Origin of the sequence: Streptomyces vulcanius, from assembly GCF_042653945.1 — a bacterium.
GTDB classification, from domain to species: domain Bacteria; phylum Actinomycetota; class Actinomycetes; order Streptomycetales; family Streptomycetaceae; genus Streptomyces; species Streptomyces mangrovi.
The window spans coordinates 104,685-126,200 of sequence record NZ_JBHSFK010000022.1; the positions used below are offsets into that span (position 1 = coordinate 104,685).

The 21,516-nt window shown below is 70.9% G+C and carries 19 protein-coding genes and 2 pseudogenes; 8 read left to right on the forward strand and 13 right to left on the reverse strand.

Annotated elements, in window-relative coordinates:
- Window positions 1-3: 3 nt before the first annotated feature.
- Window positions 4-366 carry a winged helix-turn-helix transcriptional regulator gene (locus ACFPIH_RS30540; RefSeq protein ID WP_381179204.1) on the reverse strand — a complete coding sequence of 121 codons (363 nt, stop codon included), beginning with the start codon at window positions 364-366 and terminating at the stop codon, window positions 4-6.
- Window positions 367-449: 83 nt separating this feature from the next.
- Here ACFPIH_RS30540 and ACFPIH_RS30545 point away from each other — a divergent pair, with 83 nt between their 5' ends.
- Window positions 450-1,373, forward strand: a complete 924-nt coding sequence (locus ACFPIH_RS30545) for an NAD(P)-dependent oxidoreductase (RefSeq protein ID WP_381179207.1) — start codon at window positions 450-452, stop codon at window positions 1,371-1,373.
- A 105-nt stretch (window positions 1,374-1,478) separates the two neighbouring features.
- Here the strand turns inward: ACFPIH_RS30545 and ACFPIH_RS30550 are convergent, their stop codons facing one another.
- The gene (locus ACFPIH_RS30550; RefSeq protein WP_381179210.1) at window positions 1,479-2,531 is read right to left on the reverse strand and encodes an NAD(P)-dependent alcohol dehydrogenase; all 1,053 of its coding nucleotides are present in this window, start codon (window positions 2,529-2,531) and stop codon (window positions 1,479-1,481) included.
- 96 nt (window positions 2,532-2,627) lie between these two features.
- Here ACFPIH_RS30550 and ACFPIH_RS30555 point away from each other — a divergent pair, with 96 nt between their 5' ends.
- Complete coding sequence (locus ACFPIH_RS30555; protein ID WP_381179213.1) at window positions 2,628-3,215, forward strand: TetR/AcrR family transcriptional regulator; 588 nt, start codon at window positions 2,628-2,630, stop codon at window positions 3,213-3,215.
- 16 nt (window positions 3,216-3,231) lie between these two features.
- Here the strand turns inward: ACFPIH_RS30555 and ACFPIH_RS30560 are convergent.
- Window positions 3,232-3,414 (reverse strand): annotated as a pseudogene (locus ACFPIH_RS30560) (winged helix-turn-helix transcriptional regulator); the annotation flags it as partial.
- On the opposite strand from ACFPIH_RS30560, the pseudogene ACFPIH_RS30565 reads away from it, so the two are divergent.
- From ACFPIH_RS30565 to ACFPIH_RS30590, 6 genes and pseudogenes are all read left to right on the forward strand, one after another.
- Window positions 3,413-3,803 (forward strand): annotated as a pseudogene (locus tag ACFPIH_RS30565) (RidA family protein). The pseudogenes ACFPIH_RS30560 and ACFPIH_RS30565 overlap by 2 nt on opposite strands.
- Window positions 3,804-3,860: 57 nt before the next feature.
- Window positions 3,861-4,724 (forward strand): class I SAM-dependent methyltransferase, encoded by an 864-nt coding sequence (locus ACFPIH_RS30570; RefSeq protein ID WP_381179216.1) that lies wholly within the window; start codon window positions 3,861-3,863, stop codon window positions 4,722-4,724.
- A gap of 1 nt (window position 4,725) precedes the next feature.
- Window positions 4,726-5,976, forward strand: coding sequence for an NADH:flavin oxidoreductase/NADH oxidase family protein (locus ACFPIH_RS30575; RefSeq protein WP_381179219.1), 1,251 nt, complete (start codon window positions 4,726-4,728; stop codon window positions 5,974-5,976).
- Window positions 5,977-6,054: 78 nt separating this feature from the next.
- On the forward strand, window positions 6,055-6,840 hold the full coding sequence (locus ACFPIH_RS30580; RefSeq protein ID WP_381179222.1) for a CDP-alcohol phosphatidyltransferase family protein: 786 nt from the start codon (window positions 6,055-6,057) through the stop codon (window positions 6,838-6,840).
- 91 nt (window positions 6,841-6,931) lie between these two features.
- A complete protein-coding gene (locus ACFPIH_RS30585) occupies window positions 6,932-9,043 on the forward strand; it encodes a hypothetical protein (RefSeq protein ID WP_381179225.1) in 2,112 nt (703 codons plus the stop codon).
- Window positions 9,044-10,600 carry a type 1 periplasmic-binding domain-containing protein gene (locus tag ACFPIH_RS30590; protein ID WP_381179228.1) on the forward strand — a complete coding sequence of 519 codons (1,557 nt, stop codon included), beginning with the start codon at window positions 9,044-9,046 and terminating at the stop codon, window positions 10,598-10,600.
- 6 nt (window positions 10,601-10,606) lie between these two features.
- Here ACFPIH_RS30590 and ACFPIH_RS30595 read toward each other — a convergent pair whose 3' ends face one another.
- The 10 genes from ACFPIH_RS30595 to hemL form a co-directional block, all read right to left on the reverse strand.
- On the reverse strand, window positions 10,607-11,302 hold the full coding sequence (locus ACFPIH_RS30595) for a class I SAM-dependent methyltransferase (protein ID WP_381179231.1): 696 nt from the start codon (window positions 11,300-11,302) through the stop codon (window positions 10,607-10,609).
- Window positions 11,303-11,509: 207 nt separating this feature from the next.
- Window positions 11,510-12,436 (reverse strand): CU044_5270 family protein, encoded by a 927-nt coding sequence (locus ACFPIH_RS30600; RefSeq protein ID WP_381179234.1) that lies wholly within the window; start codon window positions 12,434-12,436, stop codon window positions 11,510-11,512.
- Entirely contained in the window at window positions 12,433-13,026 is a 594-nt protein-coding gene (locus ACFPIH_RS30605; protein ID WP_381179433.1) for an RNA polymerase sigma factor, read from the reverse strand. Before ACFPIH_RS30605 ends, ACFPIH_RS30600 begins: the two co-directional genes overlap by 4 nt.
- Before the next feature lie 107 nt (window positions 13,027-13,133).
- Window positions 13,134-14,213 carry a c-type cytochrome biogenesis protein CcsB gene (ccsB, locus tag ACFPIH_RS30610; RefSeq protein ID WP_381179236.1) on the reverse strand — a complete coding sequence of 360 codons (1,080 nt, stop codon included), beginning with the start codon at window positions 14,211-14,213 and terminating at the stop codon, window positions 13,134-13,136.
- Window positions 14,213-15,925: a cytochrome c biogenesis protein ResB gene (gene resB / locus ACFPIH_RS30615; protein ID WP_381179238.1), complete on the reverse strand. Its 1,713-nt coding sequence runs from the start codon at window positions 15,923-15,925 to the stop codon at window positions 14,213-14,215. The genes ccsB and resB overlap by 1 nt, the downstream gene beginning before the upstream one ends.
- A 4-nt stretch (window positions 15,926-15,929) precedes the next feature.
- The gene (locus tag ACFPIH_RS30620; protein WP_381179240.1) at window positions 15,930-16,703 is read right to left on the reverse strand and encodes a cytochrome c biogenesis CcdA family protein; all 774 of its coding nucleotides are present in this window, start codon (window positions 16,701-16,703) and stop codon (window positions 15,930-15,932) included.
- Window position 16,704: 1 nt separating this feature from the next.
- Window positions 16,705-17,295, reverse strand: a complete 591-nt coding sequence (locus ACFPIH_RS30625; RefSeq protein ID WP_381179243.1) for a TlpA family protein disulfide reductase — start codon at window positions 17,293-17,295, stop codon at window positions 16,705-16,707.
- Between the two features lie 88 nt (window positions 17,296-17,383).
- The gene (locus tag ACFPIH_RS30630; protein ID WP_381179246.1) at window positions 17,384-18,682 is read right to left on the reverse strand and encodes a polysaccharide deacetylase family protein; all 1,299 of its coding nucleotides are present in this window, start codon (window positions 18,680-18,682) and stop codon (window positions 17,384-17,386) included.
- A 133-nt stretch (window positions 18,683-18,815) separates the two neighbouring features.
- Entirely contained in the window at window positions 18,816-19,511 is a 696-nt protein-coding gene (locus ACFPIH_RS30635) for a histidine phosphatase family protein (protein ID WP_381179249.1), read from the reverse strand.
- Complete coding sequence (gene hemL, locus ACFPIH_RS30640; protein WP_381179252.1) at window positions 19,508-20,827, reverse strand: glutamate-1-semialdehyde 2,1-aminomutase; 1,320 nt, start codon at window positions 20,825-20,827, stop codon at window positions 19,508-19,510. The genes ACFPIH_RS30635 and hemL overlap by 4 nt, the downstream gene beginning before the upstream one ends.
- Between the last annotated feature and the right edge of the window lie 689 nt (window positions 20,828-21,516).

The following is a 21,516-nucleotide window of genomic DNA, read 5'->3' on the forward strand; positions in this document are numbered from 1 at the left end:
CTCCTAGGTCTCGGCTGCGTCGACCACTTCGAAGCCTTCGCGACGCATCCGTCCACTCCCCCAGGCGCCGAGCGGCCCGAGCGCTTGATTGAGCGTGCGCCCGTGCTCAGTCAGGGAGTACTCCACCCGTGGCGGCACCTGGGCATAGACCTCCCGGTGCACGAGTCCGTCTGCCTCCATCTCACGCAGGTGCTGAGTCAGCATCTTCTCGCTCACTCCAGGCAGACCGCGACGGAGCTCGGCGAAGCGGCGTACGCGATGGGCGTCAAGTTCCCAGAGGATCAGTCCCTTCCACTTGCCGCTCACCACGTCGAGCGCAGCGTCGATGCCACAGATGTAAGGCCCGCACCTCGGCCTCTTGGCCATCACTGAACTCCTTACGAAAAGGTAAGTACCCCAGAAAATAGTGGGTACTTCCGAGAGTAGTGGCGCTCTCCGAGCATGGAGGGGTGAACGAACAGCAGAACCACACCACCAGGCAGGACAGCGCTGTCACCGTGATCGGGCTTGGCCCGATGGGCCAGGCGATGACCCGCACCCTCCTCACCGCAGGCCACCCGGTCACCGTCTGGAACCGCACCGCCGGCCGGGCCGACGGCGTCGTCGCCGACGGAGCAACGCTCGCGGCAACACCTGGCAAGGCGGTCGAAGCGAGTGACCTCGTGATCCTCAGCCTCACCGACTACCAGGCGATGTACGACATCCTCGACAGCGCCACCGCATCACTCGCCGGCCGGACGCTGGTCAACCTGAGCTCGGACACGCCCGACCGCACTCGCAAGGCAGCAACCTGGGCGGCGGGCCACGGCGCCGCCTTCCTCACCGGTGGTGTCATGGTCCCGGCGCCGATGGTCGGCACGGAGGCGGCCCATGTCTACTACAGCGGCCCCGACGAGGTGATGGAGAACCACCGGGCGGCGTTGGCACCCATCGGCACGCCAAAGCATCTGGGCGAGGATCCGGGCCTCGCCCAGATGATGTATCAAGCCCAGCTCGCGGTGTTCCTCACCACCCTGTCCGCACTGATGCACGCCACCGCGATGCTGGGCACCGCAGGAATGAAGGCCGGGGAAACCCTGCCGGAGTTGCTCTCCTCCGCCGACTCGATCGGCGCCATCCTGAGGGCCGCCGAAGAGACCCCCGGCGCCGCGCTGGACGCCGGCGAGCATCCCGGCGACCTCAGCACGGTCACCATGATGGGCGCGACGTCCGACCACATCGTCGAGACCAGCACGTCACTCGGCCTCGACCTCGCTCTCCCCCTGGCCGTGCAGTCCCACTACCGGCGCGCGATCGAGAACGGGCACGGCGGCGACAACTGGACCCGCATCATCGACAGCATCCGAGAGCCGCGCTACCAGACGCGGGACTGATGAACGCACTCCCAGCCGCGACTCCACCCAGGCCTCACCACCTGCTTGGGCCCTCGGCGGACCCCCTTCCTCGCGACCGGCAACGGCCTTGCCGGACCTCGCTGTTCAGTCCAGGTCGGACAGGTCGAGTACGAAGCGGTGGCGGACGTCGTTGCGGCGGAGGCGGTCGAGGGCCTCGTTCACGCGTGCCGAAGGGAGGAGTTCGATGTCGGCGGTGATGCCGTGCTCGGCGCAGAAGTCCAGCATGGCGGTGGTGGCGGGCCTGCCGCCGCTGCCCGCGGAGCTGAGGTGCTTGCGTCCCACGAGCAGGTCGGTGGTCTCCACGGTGACGGGTCCGAGGTGTCCGAGGTGGCTGAGCGTTCCGTCCATGGCGACCAGGCGGAGGTAGGGGCCGAGGTCGTGCGGCGCGGAGACGGTGTCGATGACGACGTCGAAGCTGTCGCGGGCGTCGGCCAACTGCTCGGGGGCGGTGGAGACGACGAATCCGTGGGCGCCGAGCCGGCGGGCGTTGTCGGCCTTGTCGGATGAGCGGCTGACAACCGTGGTGTCGGCGCCGAGCGCCACGGCGATCTTGACCGCGAGATGGCCCAGGCCGCCCAGTCCCGCCACGGCGACGCGCGTCCCCTTCCCCACGCCGAGGGCGTGCAGCGGTTCCCAGACGGTGATCCCGGCGCAGAGCAGCGGAGCGGCGGCGGCCGGGTCCAGGCCGGCCGGCAGGGGGTACGCGAAGGCCTCGCGGACGACGTACTCGCGGGAGTAGCCGCCCAGGGTGGTCGATCCGTCGTGCCGGTCCACGCCGTCGTAGGTCAGGGTCGGGAAGGCGTGGCAGAAGTTCTCCTGGCCGGCGCGGCACATGGCGCACTCGCCGCACGAGTCGACGATGTTGCCCACCGCGACCGGGTCGCCGGCGGTGAAGCGGGTGACCGCGGGGCCGGTCTCGGTCACCACGCCCGTGAACTCGTGCCCCGGCACCAGGGGCCGTCCCGCCGAGCCCGCTTCGCCGTGCCGGGCGCCGACGGCGTGCAGATCGGTGTGGCAGACACCGCAGTAGTCCACCCGCACCGCGAGGTCGTCGGGGCGCAGGTCGCGCCGTTCCAGCCGGGTCCGCCGCAGTGTCGGGGACGGACCTTCCACCTGCCAGCCAACGGTGCTCCGCATGACGTGTCTCCCTCTAGACAGACTGTTCGGTCTATTCACCGTAAGCGCACACGGGCCGTCAGGCAAACCAACTGTTCTGTTTGGTATCGTGGGCGTATGGCCGACCCACCCCTCACCTCCCGTGGAGCCGCGACGCACCAGCGCATCCTCGACGTGGCGACCCAGGAGTTCGCCGAGCACGGGATCGCCGGGGCGCGCGTCGAGCGGATCGTGGCCGCCGCCCGCACCAACAAGGCGCAGCTCTACGCCTACTTCGGCAGCAAGGAAGGGCTCTTCGACGCGATCTTCTTCGGCTCACTGGAGCGGATCGTGAACGTCGTCCCGATCGACGCCACCGACCTCGCGGACTGGGCCGTACGCCTCTACGACGAGTACCTCCGCCGCCCCGACCTCATCCGGCTGGCCACCTGGGCCCGCCTGGAGCGGCGCCCGGCCGGCCATCTGGTCGACGACCCCGACCGCCTCGACGACCGCAAACTGCGCGCCATCGCCGACGCCCAGGCCGCCGGACTGGTCCGCGAGGGAGACCCGTTCGACGTGATGGCCATGGTCATCGCCATGTCCATGGCCTGGTCACCGGTCAGCAACGTCTACGCGGCGACCGCCCAGGAACCCCCCGAACTGCACGAGCAGCGCCGCGCCCTGCTCCACGAGAGCGTCCAGCGCGCGATGACGGCGGGCTGAGCCCCCGTCCCCTCCCTCAAACGCTCGCGCCGAAGCGGCTGCGGGCCGTTTCGATGTCGCCGAGGTGGCGGCGGGTCCAGGCGCACATTCCGTCGACCGTCGCGAGGAGGCCCCGGCCCGGCTCGGTGAGGGTGTACTCGACCTTCGGCGGCACGGTGGCGTACACCGTCCGCTCGACCACGCCGTTGCGCTCCAGCATGCCGGGCGGGTTGCCCGAGATCGACGTCTACCGGCACGTGGCGATCGCGACCGGCTCGAAGCTGGTCTTCGTCGCCGGACAGGTCGCCTGGGACGCCGACGGGGTCACGGTCGGCAAGGACGACCTCGCCGCGCAGGTCGAGCAGTGCTACGTCAACATCGGCGCCGCCCTCGCCGCGGCCGGCGCCGGCTTCGACGACGTGGCGAAGCTGAACTTCCACGTCGTCGGCTGGCACCCCCGACAAGATGCCCGCACTCCTGGAGGGCATCTCCCGGGCGACCGCCCGGCTGGGCGTCAACCCGGTCCCGCCGGCCACCCTGCTGGGCGTCGCGGCACTCGACGTACCCGAGCACCTCGTCGAGATCGAGGCCACGGCGGTACTCGACTGACTGGCATCATCGGTCGTCGGAAATTTCCGCGGGTATCGGTGAGGGCGGTGGGCGGACGTGGTGGTCGGCTGGGAGTGGGACGAGACGCTGTTCGCGGGTTCGGCCTCCTACTACCGGCGCGGGAGGGTTCCGTACGCTCCCGGGCTGGCGGACGTCCTCGCCGAGGTGCTGGGGCTGGACGGGCGGGGGCGGCTCCTGGACGTGGGATGCGGGCCGGGGATCGTCGCGCTGGGGCTGGCCCGGCTGTTCGGCGAGATCGTGGGGGTGGACCCGGACGAGGGGATGATCGCCGAGGCCGGGCGCGCGGCCGAGGAGGACGGGGTGGCGGGGAAGGCCCGGTGGGTGCGGGCCCGGGCCGAGGAACTGCCGGCCGGACTCGGGACGTTCGACGTCGTGACCTTCGCCCAGTCCTTCCACTGGATGGACCGGGAGCTGGTCGCGGCGACCGTCAGGGGCATGCTGCGGCCCGGCGGGGTCCTGGTGCACATTTCCGATCTCAAGGCGGAGGACCGGTCGCCGGCGTCCGTCGAAGGTCTTCCGTACCCCGCCGTGCCGCACACGGCGGTCCAGGAACTGGTCCGGCGGTATCTGGGTCCGGTGCGCAGGGCCGGCCGCGGTGTGCTGGCGCAGGGGACGCCCGGCGGGGAGGCGGCGGTGTTCGCGGGGGCGGGGTTCTCCGGCCCGCGGCGGTACGTCGTACCGGGCGGACAGGCGCTGGAGCGCACCTACGACGACGTCGTCGCCTGGGCGTTCTCGATGTCGTACGCGGCCCCGCACCTGTTCGGCACGCGCCGCGACGACTTCGAGGAAGACCTGCGCCGGCTGCTGCGGGAGGCCTCCCCGGCGGGACGGTTCTCCGAGCGGCAGCCGGGCACGGAGATCTTCGTCTGGCACGTCACATCGGCCGACGGCGGCGAGTGACATGTCGGGACGCGACGAAGGCCTCTTCACCCCGCTGGAGCTCCCCAGCGGTTCGGTCCTTCCCAACCGGCTGGCGAAGGCCGCGATGGAGGAGAGCATGGCCGCGCCCGGCCAGCTGCCCGGGGACCGGATGCTCCGCCTGTACGAGCGGTGGGGCCGGGGCGGAGCCGGGCTGATCATCACCGGCAATGTGATGGTCCACGCCGACGCGCTGACCGTCCCCGGCGGGACAGTCCTGGACGCGGACTCGCCCATCGAGCCCTTCGAACGGTGGGCCGAGGCCTCGAAGCGGGGCGGATCCCAGGTCTGGATGCAGATCAACCACCCCGGGCGCCAGGTCTTCGCCGACATGCCCGGAGTCGCCTGGGCGCCGTCCGCCGTCCGCGTCGACATCGGCAGACAGAGCAGGCACCTCGCCCAGCCCACGGAGATGACCGCCGAGCAGATCCGGGCCACCGTCGCGCGCTTCGCGGAGACGGCCCGCCGCGCCGAACTGGCCGGCTTCGACGGCGTCGAGGTGCACGCCGCCCACGGCTATCTGATCTCACAGTTCCTCTCCCCCCTGACCAACCGGCGCACCGACGAGTGGGGAGGCTCCCTGCCGAATCGGGCGCGTCTCCTGACCGACGTCGTGCGGGCCGTCAGGAACACGGTCGGCCCGTCGTTCGCCGTGGCCGTGAAGCTGAACTCGGCCGACTTCCAGCGCGGCGGGTTCGACGCGTCGGACGCCGGGGCCGTGATCGGCATGCTCGCCCCGCTCGGCGTCGACCTCGTCGAGCTGTCCGGCGGCAGCTACGAGAGCCCCGCCATGTCCGGACTCCCCGCCGACGCCCCCACCCGGGCCCGCGAGGCGTATTTCCTCACCCTCGCCGAGGAACTCGCCGCGGCCAGCCCCCTTCCCCTCATGCTGACGGGCGGGATCGTCAGACGCCCGGTCGCGGAGGAGGTGCTGGCCGGGGGCGTCGCCGTCGTCGGCATGGGCAGCGCCCTCGGCGTCGATCCCGACCTCCCCAACCGGTGGCGCGCGGGAGCCGACACCCGGGTCGTCCTGCCGCCGGTCCGCGTCAAGGACAAGGTCATGGCCTCCGCCATCGGCATGTCCCGGGTCAGGTACCAGCTGCACCGCATCGCGCGCGACCGCCCGACGAACCCCGGAGTGAACCCGATGCTCGCGTTCCTGCGCGACTACGTCGGCCGACAGCGCTCCCTCCGCCGCTACCGCACCTGGCTGCGGCGCAGAAACGGCCGATGAGCCGGCCGACGAGTCCCGCGGACCTGCGGGTAGCCTGTGCCGATCGCCGCCGTGCGGGCGGCAGTTGGAGGAACGGGCATGGGTGCTGCTCCGGTGCTGGAGGAGCTGCGGGAGGTCTGCCAGCCGCAGGCCAAGCTGGCGAGCCGCAACGGCGAACACTGGGCGGGGCGGCTGTACATGCGCCGGGTCTCGCTGCGGTTCACCCGGCAGCTCGTGCGTACCCCGGTCACCCCGGACCAGCTGACGTGGACGATGGTGGCGTGCGGGGTGCTGTCCGGCGCGGCCCTGCTGATCCCGGGCCTGGCCGGTGCCGTCCTCGCCGCGCTGTTCATGCAGTTGTTCCTGCTCTTCGACTGCGTGGACGGCGAAGTGGCCCGCTGGAAGGGGCAGAACAGCGCGACCGGCATCTACGTCGACCGGCTCGGCGCCTATCTGGCCGACGCGGCCCTGATGACCGGCTTCGGGTTCCGGGCCGCCGACTCCGGGCTCGGGAACTGGCACGGTTTCAACGGCTGGGTGTCGCTGGGCCTTGCGACCGCCCTGGGTGTCGTCCTGCTGAAGGCGTCGACCGATCTGGTGGACGTGGCCCGGGCCCGGCGCGGTCTCGCCGTCGCCGACGACGAGGCCGCCGCACCCCGCTCGCAGGGTGTCGCCTCGGTCCGCCGGCTGGCCGCCGCCTTCAAGATCCACCGGGTGACCAACGGCATCGAGGCCTCCCTGGTCCTGCTGGTCGTCGCCGTCGCGGACGCGGCGAGCGGCGGTGTCGGACCGACCCGCTGGGCGCTGGCCGCCATCGCCGTCATCACCTGGCTGATGGTCCCGGCCCACCTGCTGTCGATCCTGTCGTCGTCCCGCCTGCGCTGAACCGAGCCACCGCTGTCGCACCACGCGATCTGGCAAGAACAACCGCCTCTACTTACCCTGGCGTTGGGAAACCGGCCCCGGGGGAGGTGCGGTGCACAGACGGTTGTACGGACGGAGCGCGCTGTTCGACGTCGAACCGGCCGGTCTCGTACCCCGGCTCGTCGGTCTGCGTCCGTACGAGCTGCACGCGGAGAGACCCGAACACCCCACCGGACCGCCCCTGTTGGTGCTGGCGGGCGGCCGGGGCCTGGGCAAGAGCGCGGTGCTCGCCGAGATCCGGGACGCCTACACCGAGCCGCCGCGCGGCGGCGAGGCCCGCCGGCGTACGCCCATCGCGCTGATCGACTGCGAGGACGAGCAGTTCGCCCGGCCGCCGCACGAGGAGAGCCCCGAGTCCTGGTCGCCGGTGTGGCAGGCGCTGCTGGTACTGGCCGAGCAGCTGACCGAGCCGGTGAGGGCGGCCGGGCAGCTCGCGTTCCCCCGGCTGACGGCGGGGCTGGTGGCGGTGCGGGCCAGCGACTGGAGCGGGCGCAGCGACTCCGACCGGATCCGCCGCGAGCTGGTGCGGATCCTGCTGCTCAACGAGCGGGGTTCCCGCTTCACGCTGGCCGGCCGGTGGGCGGCGAAGGTCGCGGCGAAGGTGATCGCGGCGGCCAGCGGCCAGGGCCCGTTCGTCGCGGCGACCGTCGAGGCCACCCTGGAGGCGCTGTCGGAGGGGTTCACCTCCCACAAGGAGCAGAAACCGGCCACCTGGTACCGCGGCTACCCGAACGCGGGCGGCAACGCCAAGCGCGGTCTGCTGCTGCTCGCCGGGAACTTCCGGGCCGGCGGCACCTCCCGCGAGCACGCCGAGCGCTGGCTGGTCCGGGCCCTGCTCGCCGACCTGGCGGAGGCCTACGCCGGGCTGGGCTCCCGGCTGCGGCGGCTCGGCCGTCCGGTCGTGCTCCTGGACAACGCGCACGGCGGTCCCGGCCCCGGGCTCCTGGACGCCGTACTGCGCGACCGGGCGGACGGGTTCGCCGACCAGCTGGTGTGCGTGGCGACGGTACGCGGCACCGGGCATCCGGCACTGCGCGGCGCCGTACGGCGGGAACTGCCGGAGGTGGCCCGGGCGAGCGGCTGGGAGCCGGGGGCGACCCCGTCCTCGCGGGCGCTGCTGGTGCCGCTGCCGCCGCTGTCCCCGGACGACACCCTGCACATGGTGGGCGCGATCTGCGACGACATCGAGTTCCCGCCCCGGCTCCCGCACGCCGTACACCGGCTGACCGGCGGCAACCCGCTCGGGATCGTCCTGCTGGCCGCCGCGGCCCGGCAGCACCCGGACCGGGCCGCTTCCCCGGTGCGGCTGCTCACCGCGCAGATCAAGGTCTCCGAGGACCAGGCCGACGACGGCCGCCCGGCCTACACCGAGCTGCTGCACCGGCTGGTCCCCGCCGACCGCCTCGACGAACTCACCGTCCTCGCCGCCGCCCACGACCACGACTCCGCCGTGGCCCTCGCCCACGCGCGGCTCCCGGAGGACTTCGGCTCGTCGGGCGTACGGTCGCTGCGGGCCCGGCTCACCGAGGAGGGACTCGGCGCCGGGGGCGGCCACTTCGTCGGCGACCCGTTCATCCGCACCCTGCTGCTGCTCCGGCTGCACCACCGCAACGCCGACCACGCCAAGTGGCGCGAGACGCACGAGACGATGACCGGGCACTACGCACAGGACGACATCGGTCACGCCCGCTACCGGCTCCACCACGAGCTCGCTCTCGGCGACACCGGCGGCGCGGTCGCCCACCTGCGCGACACCTTCCCCGTCCTCGGCACCCGCGACTGGCTGGGCACCCTCCGCTTCCTGGCCACCGCCCCCTACTTCCACGCGCACGACGCCGAGGGCCGCGACGCCGGCGACCCCGACCTGCGTACCGCCGTCGCGCTGGGCCGGATGGACGCCGTACAGGAGCCGCCCGAGGGCGTGGACCGCGCGCTGCATCTGCGGATACGGCGGCTGCTGCACGCGGTGTGGCAGGTGAGCGACCCGCTGGTGCTGCCCGATCCACGGGTGTGCGGGCGGCTGGAGTTCGAGCTGCTGCAACTGTCCGATCTCCGGCCTGCCGGGGGCGCGCTGCTGTTCGCGGCCTCCCGGTCCTGGCCCGGGGACGCGCTCGCGGGCCGTCCGCTGCGCATACCGACGGGCGAAGGCGACGGGGAGGCCTAGATGCCGGGTGGAGTCAGCGGCCCGTTCGTACGGTGGCTGCGGGAGATCTGGGAGATCCGCCTCTACCGCTATACGGCCGTGCTGGTCACGGCCGTCCTGGTGACCGGTCTGTTCTTCGCGGTGCGGACGGCTCTCCATGAGGACCGTTCCTGCGCGCCCGGGGTCGTACGGCCCGAGAACAGCGACGAGTGCGTGGGCGTGGCGACGGCCGCCTACGACTTCGGGCACCCCCAGCTGCGGGACGCGGTGAACGCGATCCACCGGGAGAACGAGCGCCTGAAGAAGGGCGGTTACGTCACGGTCGCGCTGATGCTGCCGTACACCGCCTCCACCCCCTCCACGCTGAGCGACATCCAGCACGAGCTCCAGGGCGCCTACCTGGCGCAGTACCAGGCCAACCACGCCTCCAACGGGCAGTCCCCGGCGATCCGGCTGGTGCTGGCCAACCCCGGTGCCACCAGCGACCACTGGGAGCTGCTCGTCGACCGGCTGTCGGCGATGGCGAAGAGCGAGGACCGGCTGCGGGCGGTCGCCGGGGTCGGCATGAGCACCGACTACAACAAGCGGGCCGTGGCCGCGCTCACCGCGCGGGGCATCCCGGTGGTCGGCTCCTCCATCACCGCCGACGACCTCGCCAACAGCGCGGCGAACAAGGACGCGTTCCCGGGGCTCGCCCGGGTCTCCCCCACCAACACCGACGAGGCCCGTGCCCTGGCGTCGTTCGCGAAGGTGGGCGCGGGGCGGGCGCTGCTGGTGTACGACAAGCCGGGCGACCCGTACACGCGGACGCTGCAGCAGTCGTTCGCCGCGCTGATCAAGGGCTCGCCGTACGAGCCGCAGCCGTTCACCCCGCCCGCCGACCGCAGCCAGGAGGGGACGACCGCGAACACCTTCCGGCAGATCACCCATCTGGTGTGCGACACCGCGCCGGGCACGGACACCATCCTGTTCGCCGGACGGCACACGCAGTTGCGGCAGTTCATCAACGCGCTGGGCACCCGCGGCTGCCAGGACCGGAAGTTCACGTTGCTGACGGGCGACGAGGGGTCGTACCTCACCGGGGAGAAGGACCTCGACCACTCGGCCCTCGACCACAACCTCTCCGTGCGCTACACCGCCCTCGCCCACCCTGACGCCTGGGCGAAGGACCCCGCGAAGACCGGGGGTTCGGCGGCGGACGCCAGGACGCTGACCGACCTCCTCGCCCGGGCGACCCGCGCACCCGTGGGCCCGATCGGCGAAACCGCCCTGGAGGACGGCCAGTTGATCATCGGCTACGACGCGATGACCCTCGCCGTGCACGGTATCCGCGAGGCCACCCCCGACGGCCGGCTGTTCCCGTCCCTCGCCGACGTCGGCCTCCAGTGGCCGCAGGTCAAGGGCTCACTGCGGGTGAGCGGGGCGAGCGGCTGGATCTGCCTGGACGTCCACGGGAACCCGTACGACAAGGCCGTACCGATCGTCGAGCTGACCCCCGAGGGCATCTCCCGCTTCGTCCGCATCGCCTGGCCGGAGGGAGAGCCACCGGCGAAGGAGTGCCTGCCACCCGCCTCGTAGCCGCCCTCATCGCCGGAACAGGGCCGTCCAGAGGAACGGCTCCCCGAAGTGCGGGGAGCCGGCCGGTTCGTCGCGCATGCGGCGCAGTTCGACCTCGGTGAGGCCGGCGAAGATCCGGCGGAGCGACTCCGGTGTGTACGCGAGGCCGCCGTGCAGCAGGCCCTCCCGGTAGAAGTCCGCGTCGGGGAGTTCGGAGCCCATCGCGCCGGCGGCGAAGCAGGTGAGGGCGAGATGGCCGCCGGGCGCGAGGACGCGGTCGAGAAGGTCCAGGTAGCTGATCCGGCGGTGCGGCGGCAGGTGATGGAAGCAGCCGGAGTCGTGGATGAGGTCGTACGGGCCGGTGGCGAGGGCGAAGGCGTCCCCGCACCGGAAGCGGACGCCCGCCGCGCCCGCCGCCCGGGCCCGCTCCTCACCCCACGCGACGGCCTGCGGCGACAGATCGACGGCGTCCACCTCGAACCCCCGGGAGGCGAGATACAGGGCGTTGCGACCGGGCCCGCAGCCGAGGTCCAGGGCCCGTCCGCCGGGGGCGACCAGGCCGCGGTCGAGATACGAGACGAGACTTTCGTCGGGCTTGTCGACGAAGAACGGCACCGGCCGGTCCCGGTCCGCGTAGAACCTGTCCCAGCGTCCGGCCGCCGGCTCGAAGAACCCGTCCAGCAGCCGCAGTACGTCCTCGACGGTACGCATGTTCCGGTCCATCCGGCCCCCCCTTCCGAGGCACCGACCATAGGTACGGAAACGGCAGTTGACCAGGTCGGACGGTGTGCGGCGAGGGCTTCGGTCCGCCGCGTGGCGACCGGCGGAGCCGGGCCGGGAACCCGGCTCCCGGTGGGCGGCGGACGGGCCTCCACGCCCCGGTGGACGGGCGCGGAGGCGGTGTTTCCGGCGGAGCGGAGGCGGGTTTTTCTAAGGTCGCTCGCCCGCGTGGTCGACGACGGCCTTGCTCAGAACGGCCGTGTTGCCGATGACCGTGCCCTTCTTCACGTTCGAGAAGTCCTCCGTGGCCACCGAGCGATGGCCGATGAACTCGTAGGTCTTCCTGTCGAAGATCCACTCGTCCCGGCTGGGGTTGTCGGGGTCCTTGCGGGTGATGGCGACACCGTGCCGTCCGATGGCGTCCACGGCGTTCCCGACCACCGTCACCCCCGGGATCCGGGCGACGGCCCGGAACAGCGCCGCGCCCTGCTCCGAGGGGAGCAGCGCCTGACTCAGCAGATCGCCGGCCAGGACGAACATCGCCTGGTACCGCTCCTGACCGCTGTACTTCGGGGCCGTGTCGTACAGGTAGTCCCACATCTCGTCGCTGGTGGTGGGCAGCGTCTTCACATGGTTGTAGAAGGGGGAGACCTCCCAGCCCACTCCGCCCGGCCTGACGTCCACCGGGATCTCCCAGTCGCCCCGGCCCGTCTCCCGGCCCAGCCCGTCGTGCAGGCCGTCCACCGACATCCACAGTTCCTGCCGGTGCAGCGGCGAGACGGTGAACCTGCCGTCCGCCGCCTGACCGACGGCCACCTTGCTGTCGACGTACACGAACTGGTCGTCACGGACCTTGCCGTAGGGCTGCTCGTGCTCGGCGGCCAGCGCGAGGTCCTCCAGGAGAGCCACCGTCGCCCTGGTGGGCGGCCGGGCACTCGCCCCGCCCCCGTCGGACGACGGCAGGACGACGAAGGTGACGGCTGCGGCGGTGGCGACGGCGGCCGCGACGAGCGCGGGCCGCAGCCGGACGCGCCACCGGGCCGGGGCTTCCTCGGTGTGCCGGATCTCGGTCATCAGGTGCTCCTTGAGGAGTCGGTGACGGCCCGGCGGAAGGTCGTGCTCAGGCAGGTGGCTCATCGGTTTCCCTCCCTCTGGGGCCCGACCGCTGTCGTGCGGTCACCTCTCACCTGTCCGCTGCTCTGCGGTGGTTCCACACATTTCGCGAGTTTCGTCCGCGCCCGGGAGAGCCTCGACCGTACGGTCCCGACCGGCACCCCCAGCGCCTCGGCGGCGGCCCGGTAGTCGAGGCCGGACCACACGCACAGCGCCAGCACCTCCCGCTCGGCCCGCCGCAGGGTGGCCAGGGCGGCGCGGACGAGGGCCAGTTGTGCCGCGTCGTCCACCCGCTCCGCCACCTCCTCGGCGAAGTCCCGTACGACCTCGTCGCGCGGGAGCCGGGAGACGGCCGCCGCGTGTCTCCGTGCGGCGCGGCGGGTGTTGCGCGTGACGTTCGTGGCGATGCCCAGCAGCCACGGGCGGACGGAACCGCCGTCCTCGTCGAGCTTCGCGCGCAGCCGCCAGGCGTCCAGGAACGTCAGCGAGACGACCTCCTCGGCGACCGCCCACTCCCCCGTGAGCCGGAAGGCATGGTTGTAGACGGAGCGCGCGTAGGCGTCGAAGAGTTCGCCGAAGGCGTCGTGGTCCCCCGCGCGGATGCGTCTCCTCAGGATTCTCTGAGTACTCGGATTCGTATCCACGTTCTTCAGCCTGTCCGCACGACGAAGGCCGGTTCCCGTGACTCAGGTCACAGAAACCGGCCTCGCTGGTACGGGGCCTACACGCCCGCGTACGAGTGCTTGCCCGAGACGAAGATGTTGACGCCGTAGTAGTTGAACAGCCAGCAGCCGAAGGCGATCATGGCCAGGTAGGCGGCCTTGCGGCCCTTCCAGCCGGCCGTGGCGCGGGCGTGCAGGTAGCAGGCGTAGGCGACCCAGGTGATGAACGACCAGGTCTCCTTGGGGTCCCAGCCCCAGTAGCGGCCCCACGCGTCGCCCGCCCAGATCGCGCCCGCGATGATCGTGAAGGTCCACAGCGGGAACACCGCCGCGTTGACGCGGTAGGCGAACTTGTCCAGGGACGCGGAGGCGGGCAGCCGGTCGAGGACGGAGTTCGCGAAGCGGCCCGGCTTGCCGCCGGTCGCGAGCTTGTTCTCGTACGCGTCCTTGAAGAGGTAGAGGATCGTGGCGACCGCGCCGACGTAGAACACCGCGCCGCAGAAGATCGCCGTGGAGACGTGGATGTACAGCCAGTACGAGTGCAGCGCCGGGACCAGCTGGTCGCTCGCCGTGTACAGGACGGTGACCGCGAGACCCAGGTCGAGCAGGACCGTGGTGATCAGGAACAGTCCGAGCCAGCGGACGTTCTTCTTCAGCGCCAGCAGCCCGAGGTACACGGCGACGGCCACCGTGGAGAAGGTGATGTTGAACTCGTACATGTTGCCCCAGGGCGCCCGCTGCACCGAGGCCGCGCGGGCGATCACGCCCGCCAGCTCGACGAAGAAGGCGAGCACCGTGAGGGAGATGGCGATCCGGCCGTACATATCGCCCTGCTCGTCCCCGCCGTGGGCGCCGGGCCCGTCGGGCACGTCCCGGGCGCCGGCCGCGGCGCGCACGACGACCTGGGGACGCTCCAGGACGGTGGTGCCGCCGTTCGTCTGGACGGTGACGGCCGGCGCCTGAGCCTTCTTCTTCCCGTCGGCGGTCAACGCGGCAGCCGTACGGCCCACCTTGCTGCGGCTGCCGAGGAGCCATTCGGCGATGTAGGCGAAGAAGGCCAGGGTGTAGACGGCCATCGCGGAGTAGATCAGCGTGTTGCTGATGCTCGCGAGGTTCTCGTTGGTGGCGGCGGCGACCATCACTGCTGCTCAGCCCCTTCGGCAGGTACGACTTCGGGTTCGGGGGATTCGGGGGTGTCAGGGTCGGGAGAGGCTCCGGGAGCCTGGTCGTACAGGATCCCGGCGAGGTCGCCGAGTTCCTCGGGCACCTTGGCGGACTCGCTGCGGCCGAGCCCGGCCATCTCGACGACCGTCACCCCGTCGGCGCCCCTGACCGCGCGCACCCACACCCGGCGGCGCTGGATGAACAGGGAGGCGGCCAGGCCGAAGATCGCGGTGAGCGCGCCGCCCAGCGCCCAGCCGCTGCCCGGCTGCTGGGTGATCTGGAAGTTCGCCCACTGCTTGGTGCCCTCGTAGGTGACCGTGCCGGCGCCGTTCGGGAGGGTCATGGTCTCGCCGGGCTTGAGGTTCTCCCGCACCTGCGCGCCCTTGGAGTCCTTGAACTCCTTCATGTTGGTCTTGTTGAGCTGGTACACGCTCTGCGGGATGCCCGAGTCGACACCGAGGTCGCCGTGGTACGGCGTGAGGTTGAGTACGGGGTTGAGCAGCGCGGGGAAGGAGGAGGCCGTCTCCATGCCCTTGACGTACGACGGCAGGAAGAAGGCCGAGATGCCGAGCTGCTCGGTGACGCCCTTGGCGTTCTTGTAGCCGTCGTAGACCTTCACCACTCCGGAGGAGGTGACGTTGGAATCGAGCGGCAGCAGCGGTACGGCGTCGCTGTAGACGACGTCGCCCTTGCCGTCCCGGACGGTGACGACCGGGGCGTAGCCGTGGGCGGTGAGGTAGATCTTGGAGTCGCCGACCTCCAGCGGGTGGTTGACCTTGACGAGGGTCTTCCGGTCCTTGCCGTAGGCACCGACGCTGTAGTCGATGGCGGCCTGGTAGGTGCGGGGGGTGCCCTTGTTCGGGCCGCTGGTCTCGTACGTGCCGGTGAACTTGTCCAGGGTGAAGCTGAACGGCGTCAGGTCGTCGACGCTGAAGAGGCTGCCGGACTTGAAGTCGTCGTACTGGGTGAGGGTGTCGGAGAACCCGTCGCCCTCGACGACCAGCTTGTTGCCCTCGGACTTGTAGAGCTGGCCCCAGGCGAACGCGACCAGCATCACGATCAGCGCGATGTGGAAGGCGAGGTTGCCGACCTCGCGGAGGTACCCCTTCTCGGCCGCCACGGCGTCCCCCGCGAGGTGCGCGCGGAAGCGCCGCTTCTTCAGCAGGGCCAGGGCGGCCTCGCGGACCTGCTCCGGCTCGGCCTCCGTACGCCAGGTCGTGTAGGCCGGCAGCCGGGTCAGCCGCTTGGGCGCGCCCGGCGGACGGCTGCGCAGCTGGCCCGTGAACTGCCAGGTGCGGGGCACGATGCAGCCGATGAGGGAGACGAACAGCAGGATGTAGATCGAGGAGAACCACACCGAGCTGTAGACGTGGAAGAGGCCGAGCTTGTCGTAGACCGGCGCGAGCGTCCCGTGCGCGGCGCGGAACTCGGCGACCTTCGTCTCGTCGGTGCCGGACTGCGGGATCAGCGAGCCGGGGATCGCGCCGAGCGCCAGCAGCAGCAGGAGCAGCAGCGCGACCCGCATCGAGGTGAGCTGGCGCCAGAACCAGCGGGCCCAGCCGATGACGCCGAGGGCGGGCGCGTTGAGCGACTCCGCGGGGGCCGTGGACAGCTGGGAGCCGGCGGCCCCGAGATCCTGGTCCTCGGGGGCGGCCGGGGTGTCACCGGTGGTCGCGGTCTTGGTCATTGGTTCAGATCCCCACAGTGAAGCCGGCGGACCAGGACTGCATGTCCTGCACAAGGCGGTCCCACGCACCGGTCAGCAGCAGCAGACCGGTCACGATCATCATCGTGCCGCCGATCCGCATCACCCAGACGTAGTGGCGCTTGACCCAGCCGAAGGCGCCGAGCGCCTTGCGGAACGCGACCGCGGCGAGCACGAAGGGCAGGCCGAGGCCGAGGCAGTAGGCGACGGTCAGTATGGCACCGCGGCCCGCGCTCCCCTGCTGGGAGGAGAGCGCGATCACGGAGGCGAGGGTGGGGCCGATGCACGGGGTCCAGCCGATACCGAACAGCGCGCCGAGGAAGGGTGCGCCGAGGAGCCCGGCGACGGGCTTTCGGTGGAGGCGGAACTCCCGCTGGGTCATCCAGGGCATCAGGCCCATGAAGAAGACACCCATGACGATCATCAGCACGCCCAGCACCTTGGACAGGACACCGCTGTTCGCCTGGAGCGTGTCCCCGAAGTAGCCGAACAGGGCCCCGCTGGAGACGAAAACGGCGGTGAAGCCGAGGACGAAGAGGGAGGCACCGGCGACCATCCGGCCGCGCCGGGCCTCCGCCAGATCGGTGCCGGCGACGCCGGTGACGTACGACAGATAGCCGGGGACGAGCGGCAGGACGCACGGCGAGAAGAAGGAGACCAGCCCGCCGAGCAGGGCGATGGGCAGCGCGAGCAGCAGGGCGCCGCTGAGCACCGTCTGGTTGGGGTCGGTGGCCGCGGCGAGGGTGGTGAGCGCGCTCACGTCACTTCTCCGCGAGGACCGGAGTGATCATCGCGCGCAGCCTGTCCTCGCTGAGCGCCGCCAGCGAGCGGGCGGCGATCTTGCCGTCCCGGTCGAGGACCAGGGTGGAGGGCACCGCCTGGAGGTTGAGCGTGCCCTTCTTGAAGCGCAGCAGCAGCCGGCCCGTCGGATCGTAGAGGCTGGGGTAGGTGACGCCCTGCTGCTTCTCGAAGGCGACGGCGTTCTGGGTGCTGGTGTCACGGGTGTTGATCCCGACGAACTGCACGCCCTTGGCCTTGAGGTCCTGGTAGACCTTCTCGAAGCCCGGCGCCTCGGCCCGGCAGGGCGCGCACCAGGAGCCCCAGACGTTCAGGACGACGATCTTGCCCTGGTAGTCGCCGACGTCGAGCTGTTTGCCGTCGATGGTCTTGCCGGACAGGTCGGGTGCCGTGGCCCGCTGCGCCTTCTTGACGGTGGAGATGCCGTCCTTGCCCATGATGAACCCGGTGCCGCCGCCCCCTCCGGAGGTGCCTCCGGAGGAACAGGCGGACAACAGCAGCGCCGCGGCGACGGCGACGGCGGCAGACAGGGGGGTGCGGCTGGCGGCACTCATGTGAAAAGTTTCGCATGCCCGTTCTGGGGATCTTGCGCACCCCCCTTGCGGGCGGAAACCCGCATTTCAGGCGGCTTTCAGACGGCTTTCAGGCGGCGGACGCGGTGCTTGAGGGAGTCGCGGTCTCCGGCTGGGTGAACGCCTTCCAGCCGCCGGCCGGCTGCTGCCCGACATCCAGCGTACGGAGCTTCTCGAGGACCTGGGGCTTCTGTACGTCCATCCAGTCGACGAACTGCCGGAAGGAGACGATGCGTACGTCCGCGCCGTTCTCCTTCTCCCGGGCGATGTGCTTGAACGCGTCCTCGACGGCGTCCATGTAGATGCCGCCGTTCCACTTCTCGAAGTGGTTGCCCACGAAGAAGGGGGCGCGGTTCGTCTCGTAGGCCCGCTTGAATCCCTGGATGTACGCCTGGGAGGCCTGCTCCCGCCAGCCCGGGTAGTTGTGGGCGGGCGCGTTGGTCGAGTTGATCGACTGGTTGGCGAGGATGTTGTAGTCCATGGAGAGGACCTCGAAGCTGTGGCCCGGGAACGGCACCGCCTGGAGCGGCAGGTCCCAGATCCCCTGCTTCTTCGCCGGCCACACCTGGCGCCCGCCCGGCGAGGAGGCGTCGTAGCGCCAGCCGAGGGCGCGGGCGGTGGGCAGCAGGTTGTCCTGGCCGAGGAGACAGGGCGTACGGCCGCCGACGAGTTCCTTGTCGTAGTCGAAGGGGAGGGCCGGCAGGTCGGTCCAGCCGGTGTTGGTCCGCCACTCCTTCACGAAACCCTTCGCCTGGTCTATCTCGCTCTGCCACTGCGCGGGCGTCCACCTGCCGACCGAGCCGTGGCCCTCGCCGCAGAAGTGCCCGTTGAAGTGGGTGCCTATCTCATGGCCTTCGAGCCACGCCCGGCGGACGTTCTCGAGCGTCATCTTCACGTGCTCGTCGGTGAGGTAGCCGATGTCGGAGGCGCCGCGCGGGTTGTTCGGGGGGTCGTAGAGCCGCTTCTTCGACTCGGGCAGCAGATACAGCCCGGAGAGGAAGAAGGTCATCGACGCGCCGTGCTTCTTGGCGAGGTCCAGGAAGCGCGGGAAGAGCCCGTTGCCGACCTCGCCGGCGCCGTCCCAGGAGAAGACGACGAACTGCGGCGGCTCCTGGCCGGGCTCCAGCGGCTCGGGCTTCGCGGGCTGGTGGGGCTGCTTGCCGGTGAACGAGGTCGAGCCGTCACCGAGGGGGCGGGCGGTGGCGGTCGGCTTGGGCGAGCCGTCCTTCCCGGAGCCCTTGGAGCCCTTGGAGCCATGCGCGCGGCCCGGTTCGCCGGAGCCGTTCTCACTGCCGCAGCCGACGAGTCCGACAGCGGCGGCGGCCCCGGCACCGAGTCCGAGTGCTCCCCTTCGGGTGATGGCGCCCATGGCAATCCCGTTCGTCGTGTTCTCTGATGGTCACTCATTCAGAGGACACGACGAACGAGCGGGTTCCGCTCATACTTCCGGATTCGGTAACAGCGAACACCCAGGGGGAACTCAGGGGGCACTCAGGCTGGGTTCACGCCCCGAAGGCCTTGCCCTTCCCCTTCACCGGCCTGGCCCCCGCCCGGAGATGGGCCGGCACGAGGTCGAGGGCGGGCTCGCTGTAGCCGACGGAGACGATCCGGTCGCCTCGGTAGGTGAAGGTCGTCAGCGAGGCGAGCGTGCACTGCCGCTTGCGCGGGTCGTGCCACAGCCGGCGCCGCTCGACGTACGACCGCACGATCCAGATCGGCAGCTGATGGCTGACGAGCACCGCCTCGTGCCCGCGCGCCGCGTCCTTCGCCGCGTCCAGCGCGCCCTTCATCCGGACGACCTGGTCGACGTACGGCTCGCCCCAGGACGGCTTGAACGGGTTGACGAGGTGCTTCCAGTTCTCCGGATTCTTCAGCGCGCCGTCGCCGACCCCGAAGGTCTTCCCCTGGAACACGTTGTCGGCCTCGATGAGCCGCTCGTCGGTGGCGAGGTCGAGCCCGTGCGCCTTGGCGATCGGGGTGGCCGTCTCCTGTGCCCGCTCCAGCGGCGAGGCGACGACGTACGTCACATCGCGGGAGGAGAGGTGCTCGGCGACCCGGTCGGCCATCTGCCGGCCGAGCTCGGAGAGGTGGTACCCGGCGAGACGGCCGTAGAGCACCCCGTCCGGGTTGGCCACCTCACCGTGCCGCATGAGGTGGACGACGGTGATGTCGTTGCTGCCGTTGAATTCGATGGTCATGCTGCTGTGGCCTCCGCAGCCGCTCGGGCCGCCGCCGGAAGGGCGTCGGCGATCCGCTGGATGGCCCGGTCGTCGTGGGCCGAGGAAACGAACCAGGACTCGAAGGACGACGGCGGCAGATAGACGCCGTTCGCCAGCAGCGAGTGGAAGAAGGCGGTGAAGCGGAAGGACTCCTGCGCGCGGGCGTCCTCGTAGTTGCGCACCGGCCGGTCGGTGAAGAAGACGGAGAACATGTTGGACGCGCTCTGCAGCGTGTGCGCGACGCTCTCCTTGGTGAGCGCCTCGGAGACCAGCGCCTGGATCCGCTCGGAGGCCGTGTTGACCTTGGCGTACGCGGCGTCGTCGAGGAGCCGGAGCTGGGCGAGCCCCGCGGCGGTGGCGACCGGGTTCCCGGAGAGGGTGCCGGCCTGGTAGACGGGCCCGGCGGGCGCGAGATGCGCCATGACGTCTTCCCGCCCCCCGAAGGCGGCAGCGGGGAAGCCCCCACCCATGACCTTCCCGAAGGTCATGAGGTCCGGCCGCACCCCGTCCACCCCGAACCAGCCGCTCCGACTGACCCGGAACCCGGTCATGACCTCGTCGGAGATGAAGAGGGCGCCGTTGGTGGCGCAGGCGTCCTTGAGCCCCTGGTTGAACCCGGGCAGCGGTGGCACGACCCCCATGTTCCCCGGCGAGGCCTCGGTGATCACACAGGCGATCTCCCCGGGATGCCGGTGGAAGGCCTCGTGCACGGCCTCCAGGTCGTTGTACGGCAGCACGATCGTGTCGGCCGCCTGGGCACCGGTGACACCGGGGGTGTCGGGCAGCGCGAAGGTCGCCACCCCGCTCCCGGCGGCGGCGAGCAGCGAGTCGACGTGTCCGTGATAACACCCGGCGAACTTGATCACCTTGGACCGCCGGGTGAAGCCACGGGCGAGCCGGATGGCCGACATCGTCGCCTCGGTCCCGCTGCTGACCAGCCGCACCTGCTCCACGGGGTCCACCCGCGCGACGATCTCCTCGCCGAGCTCGACCTCGCCCTCACCGGGCGTCCCGAAGGACGTACCGCGGACGACGGCGCCCTGCACGGCGGCGATCACCTCGGGGTGCGCGTGCCCGAGGATCATGGGCCCCCAGGAGCAGACCAGGTCGACGTACTCCCGCCCGTCGGCGTCGGTCAGATACGGCCCCGTACCGGACACCATGAACCGGGGCGTACCGCCGACGGCCCGGAAGGCACGGACCGGGGAGTTCACACCACCGGGTGTGACGACGGCCGCTCGGTCGAACAGCGCCTGCGAGACGGGCGCATCGTATGCATAGGGCAGTTCGCTCATAACCCGCGACTTCTCCGCCTTCTCGGACGTATCGAAACTCTTGGACTTCCCAGACTTCCCAGACTTCCCGGATGCTTCCGGACCTACCGGACGCTTCCGGCGTGCTGGACTCCGGTTGCCGGTGACACCCCAGAGTAGGCCAGCGGCCCCGGGGGCCGACGGGACTCCCCTCGCGTCCGCCATCTGCGAAACTGGGAGCTGAAGACGCAGCTCGCCTCGACGATGTGTGTCGGGAGGTTGCGAAGATCCTGCGGACAGGTGTTTCAGCGCACGTTTCGGCGGGCGGCCTTGGGGGAGGTCACTGACACGATGATCGGGTTGCGCGGCGGGGGCCACGCCTCCTAGAAAAGCAGTCGGGTGGAGATATGCATCGCGGTGGCGGACTGGGCGAGGGGACTGACGACCTGGGTCCTCGACGTGCCCGGCGGGGAAGGCACCGGCGCGACGCGGAGGAAGCCAACGAAGCACGTCAGAACCCCGGAATGAACCCGAGCATGAACCCGGGCATGGGCCCGGGCGCGAATCCGGGCATGAGCCCGGGCGGGACTCCGGGCATGAGCCCGGGGATGAGCCCAGGGATGAATCCGGGCATGAGCCCAGGAACGAATCCGGGCATGCCCCCGACTATGCAGCCTCCGGCCATGCCTCCCGGAATGCCCCCGGCTATGCCCCCCGGTGCGAACACTGGT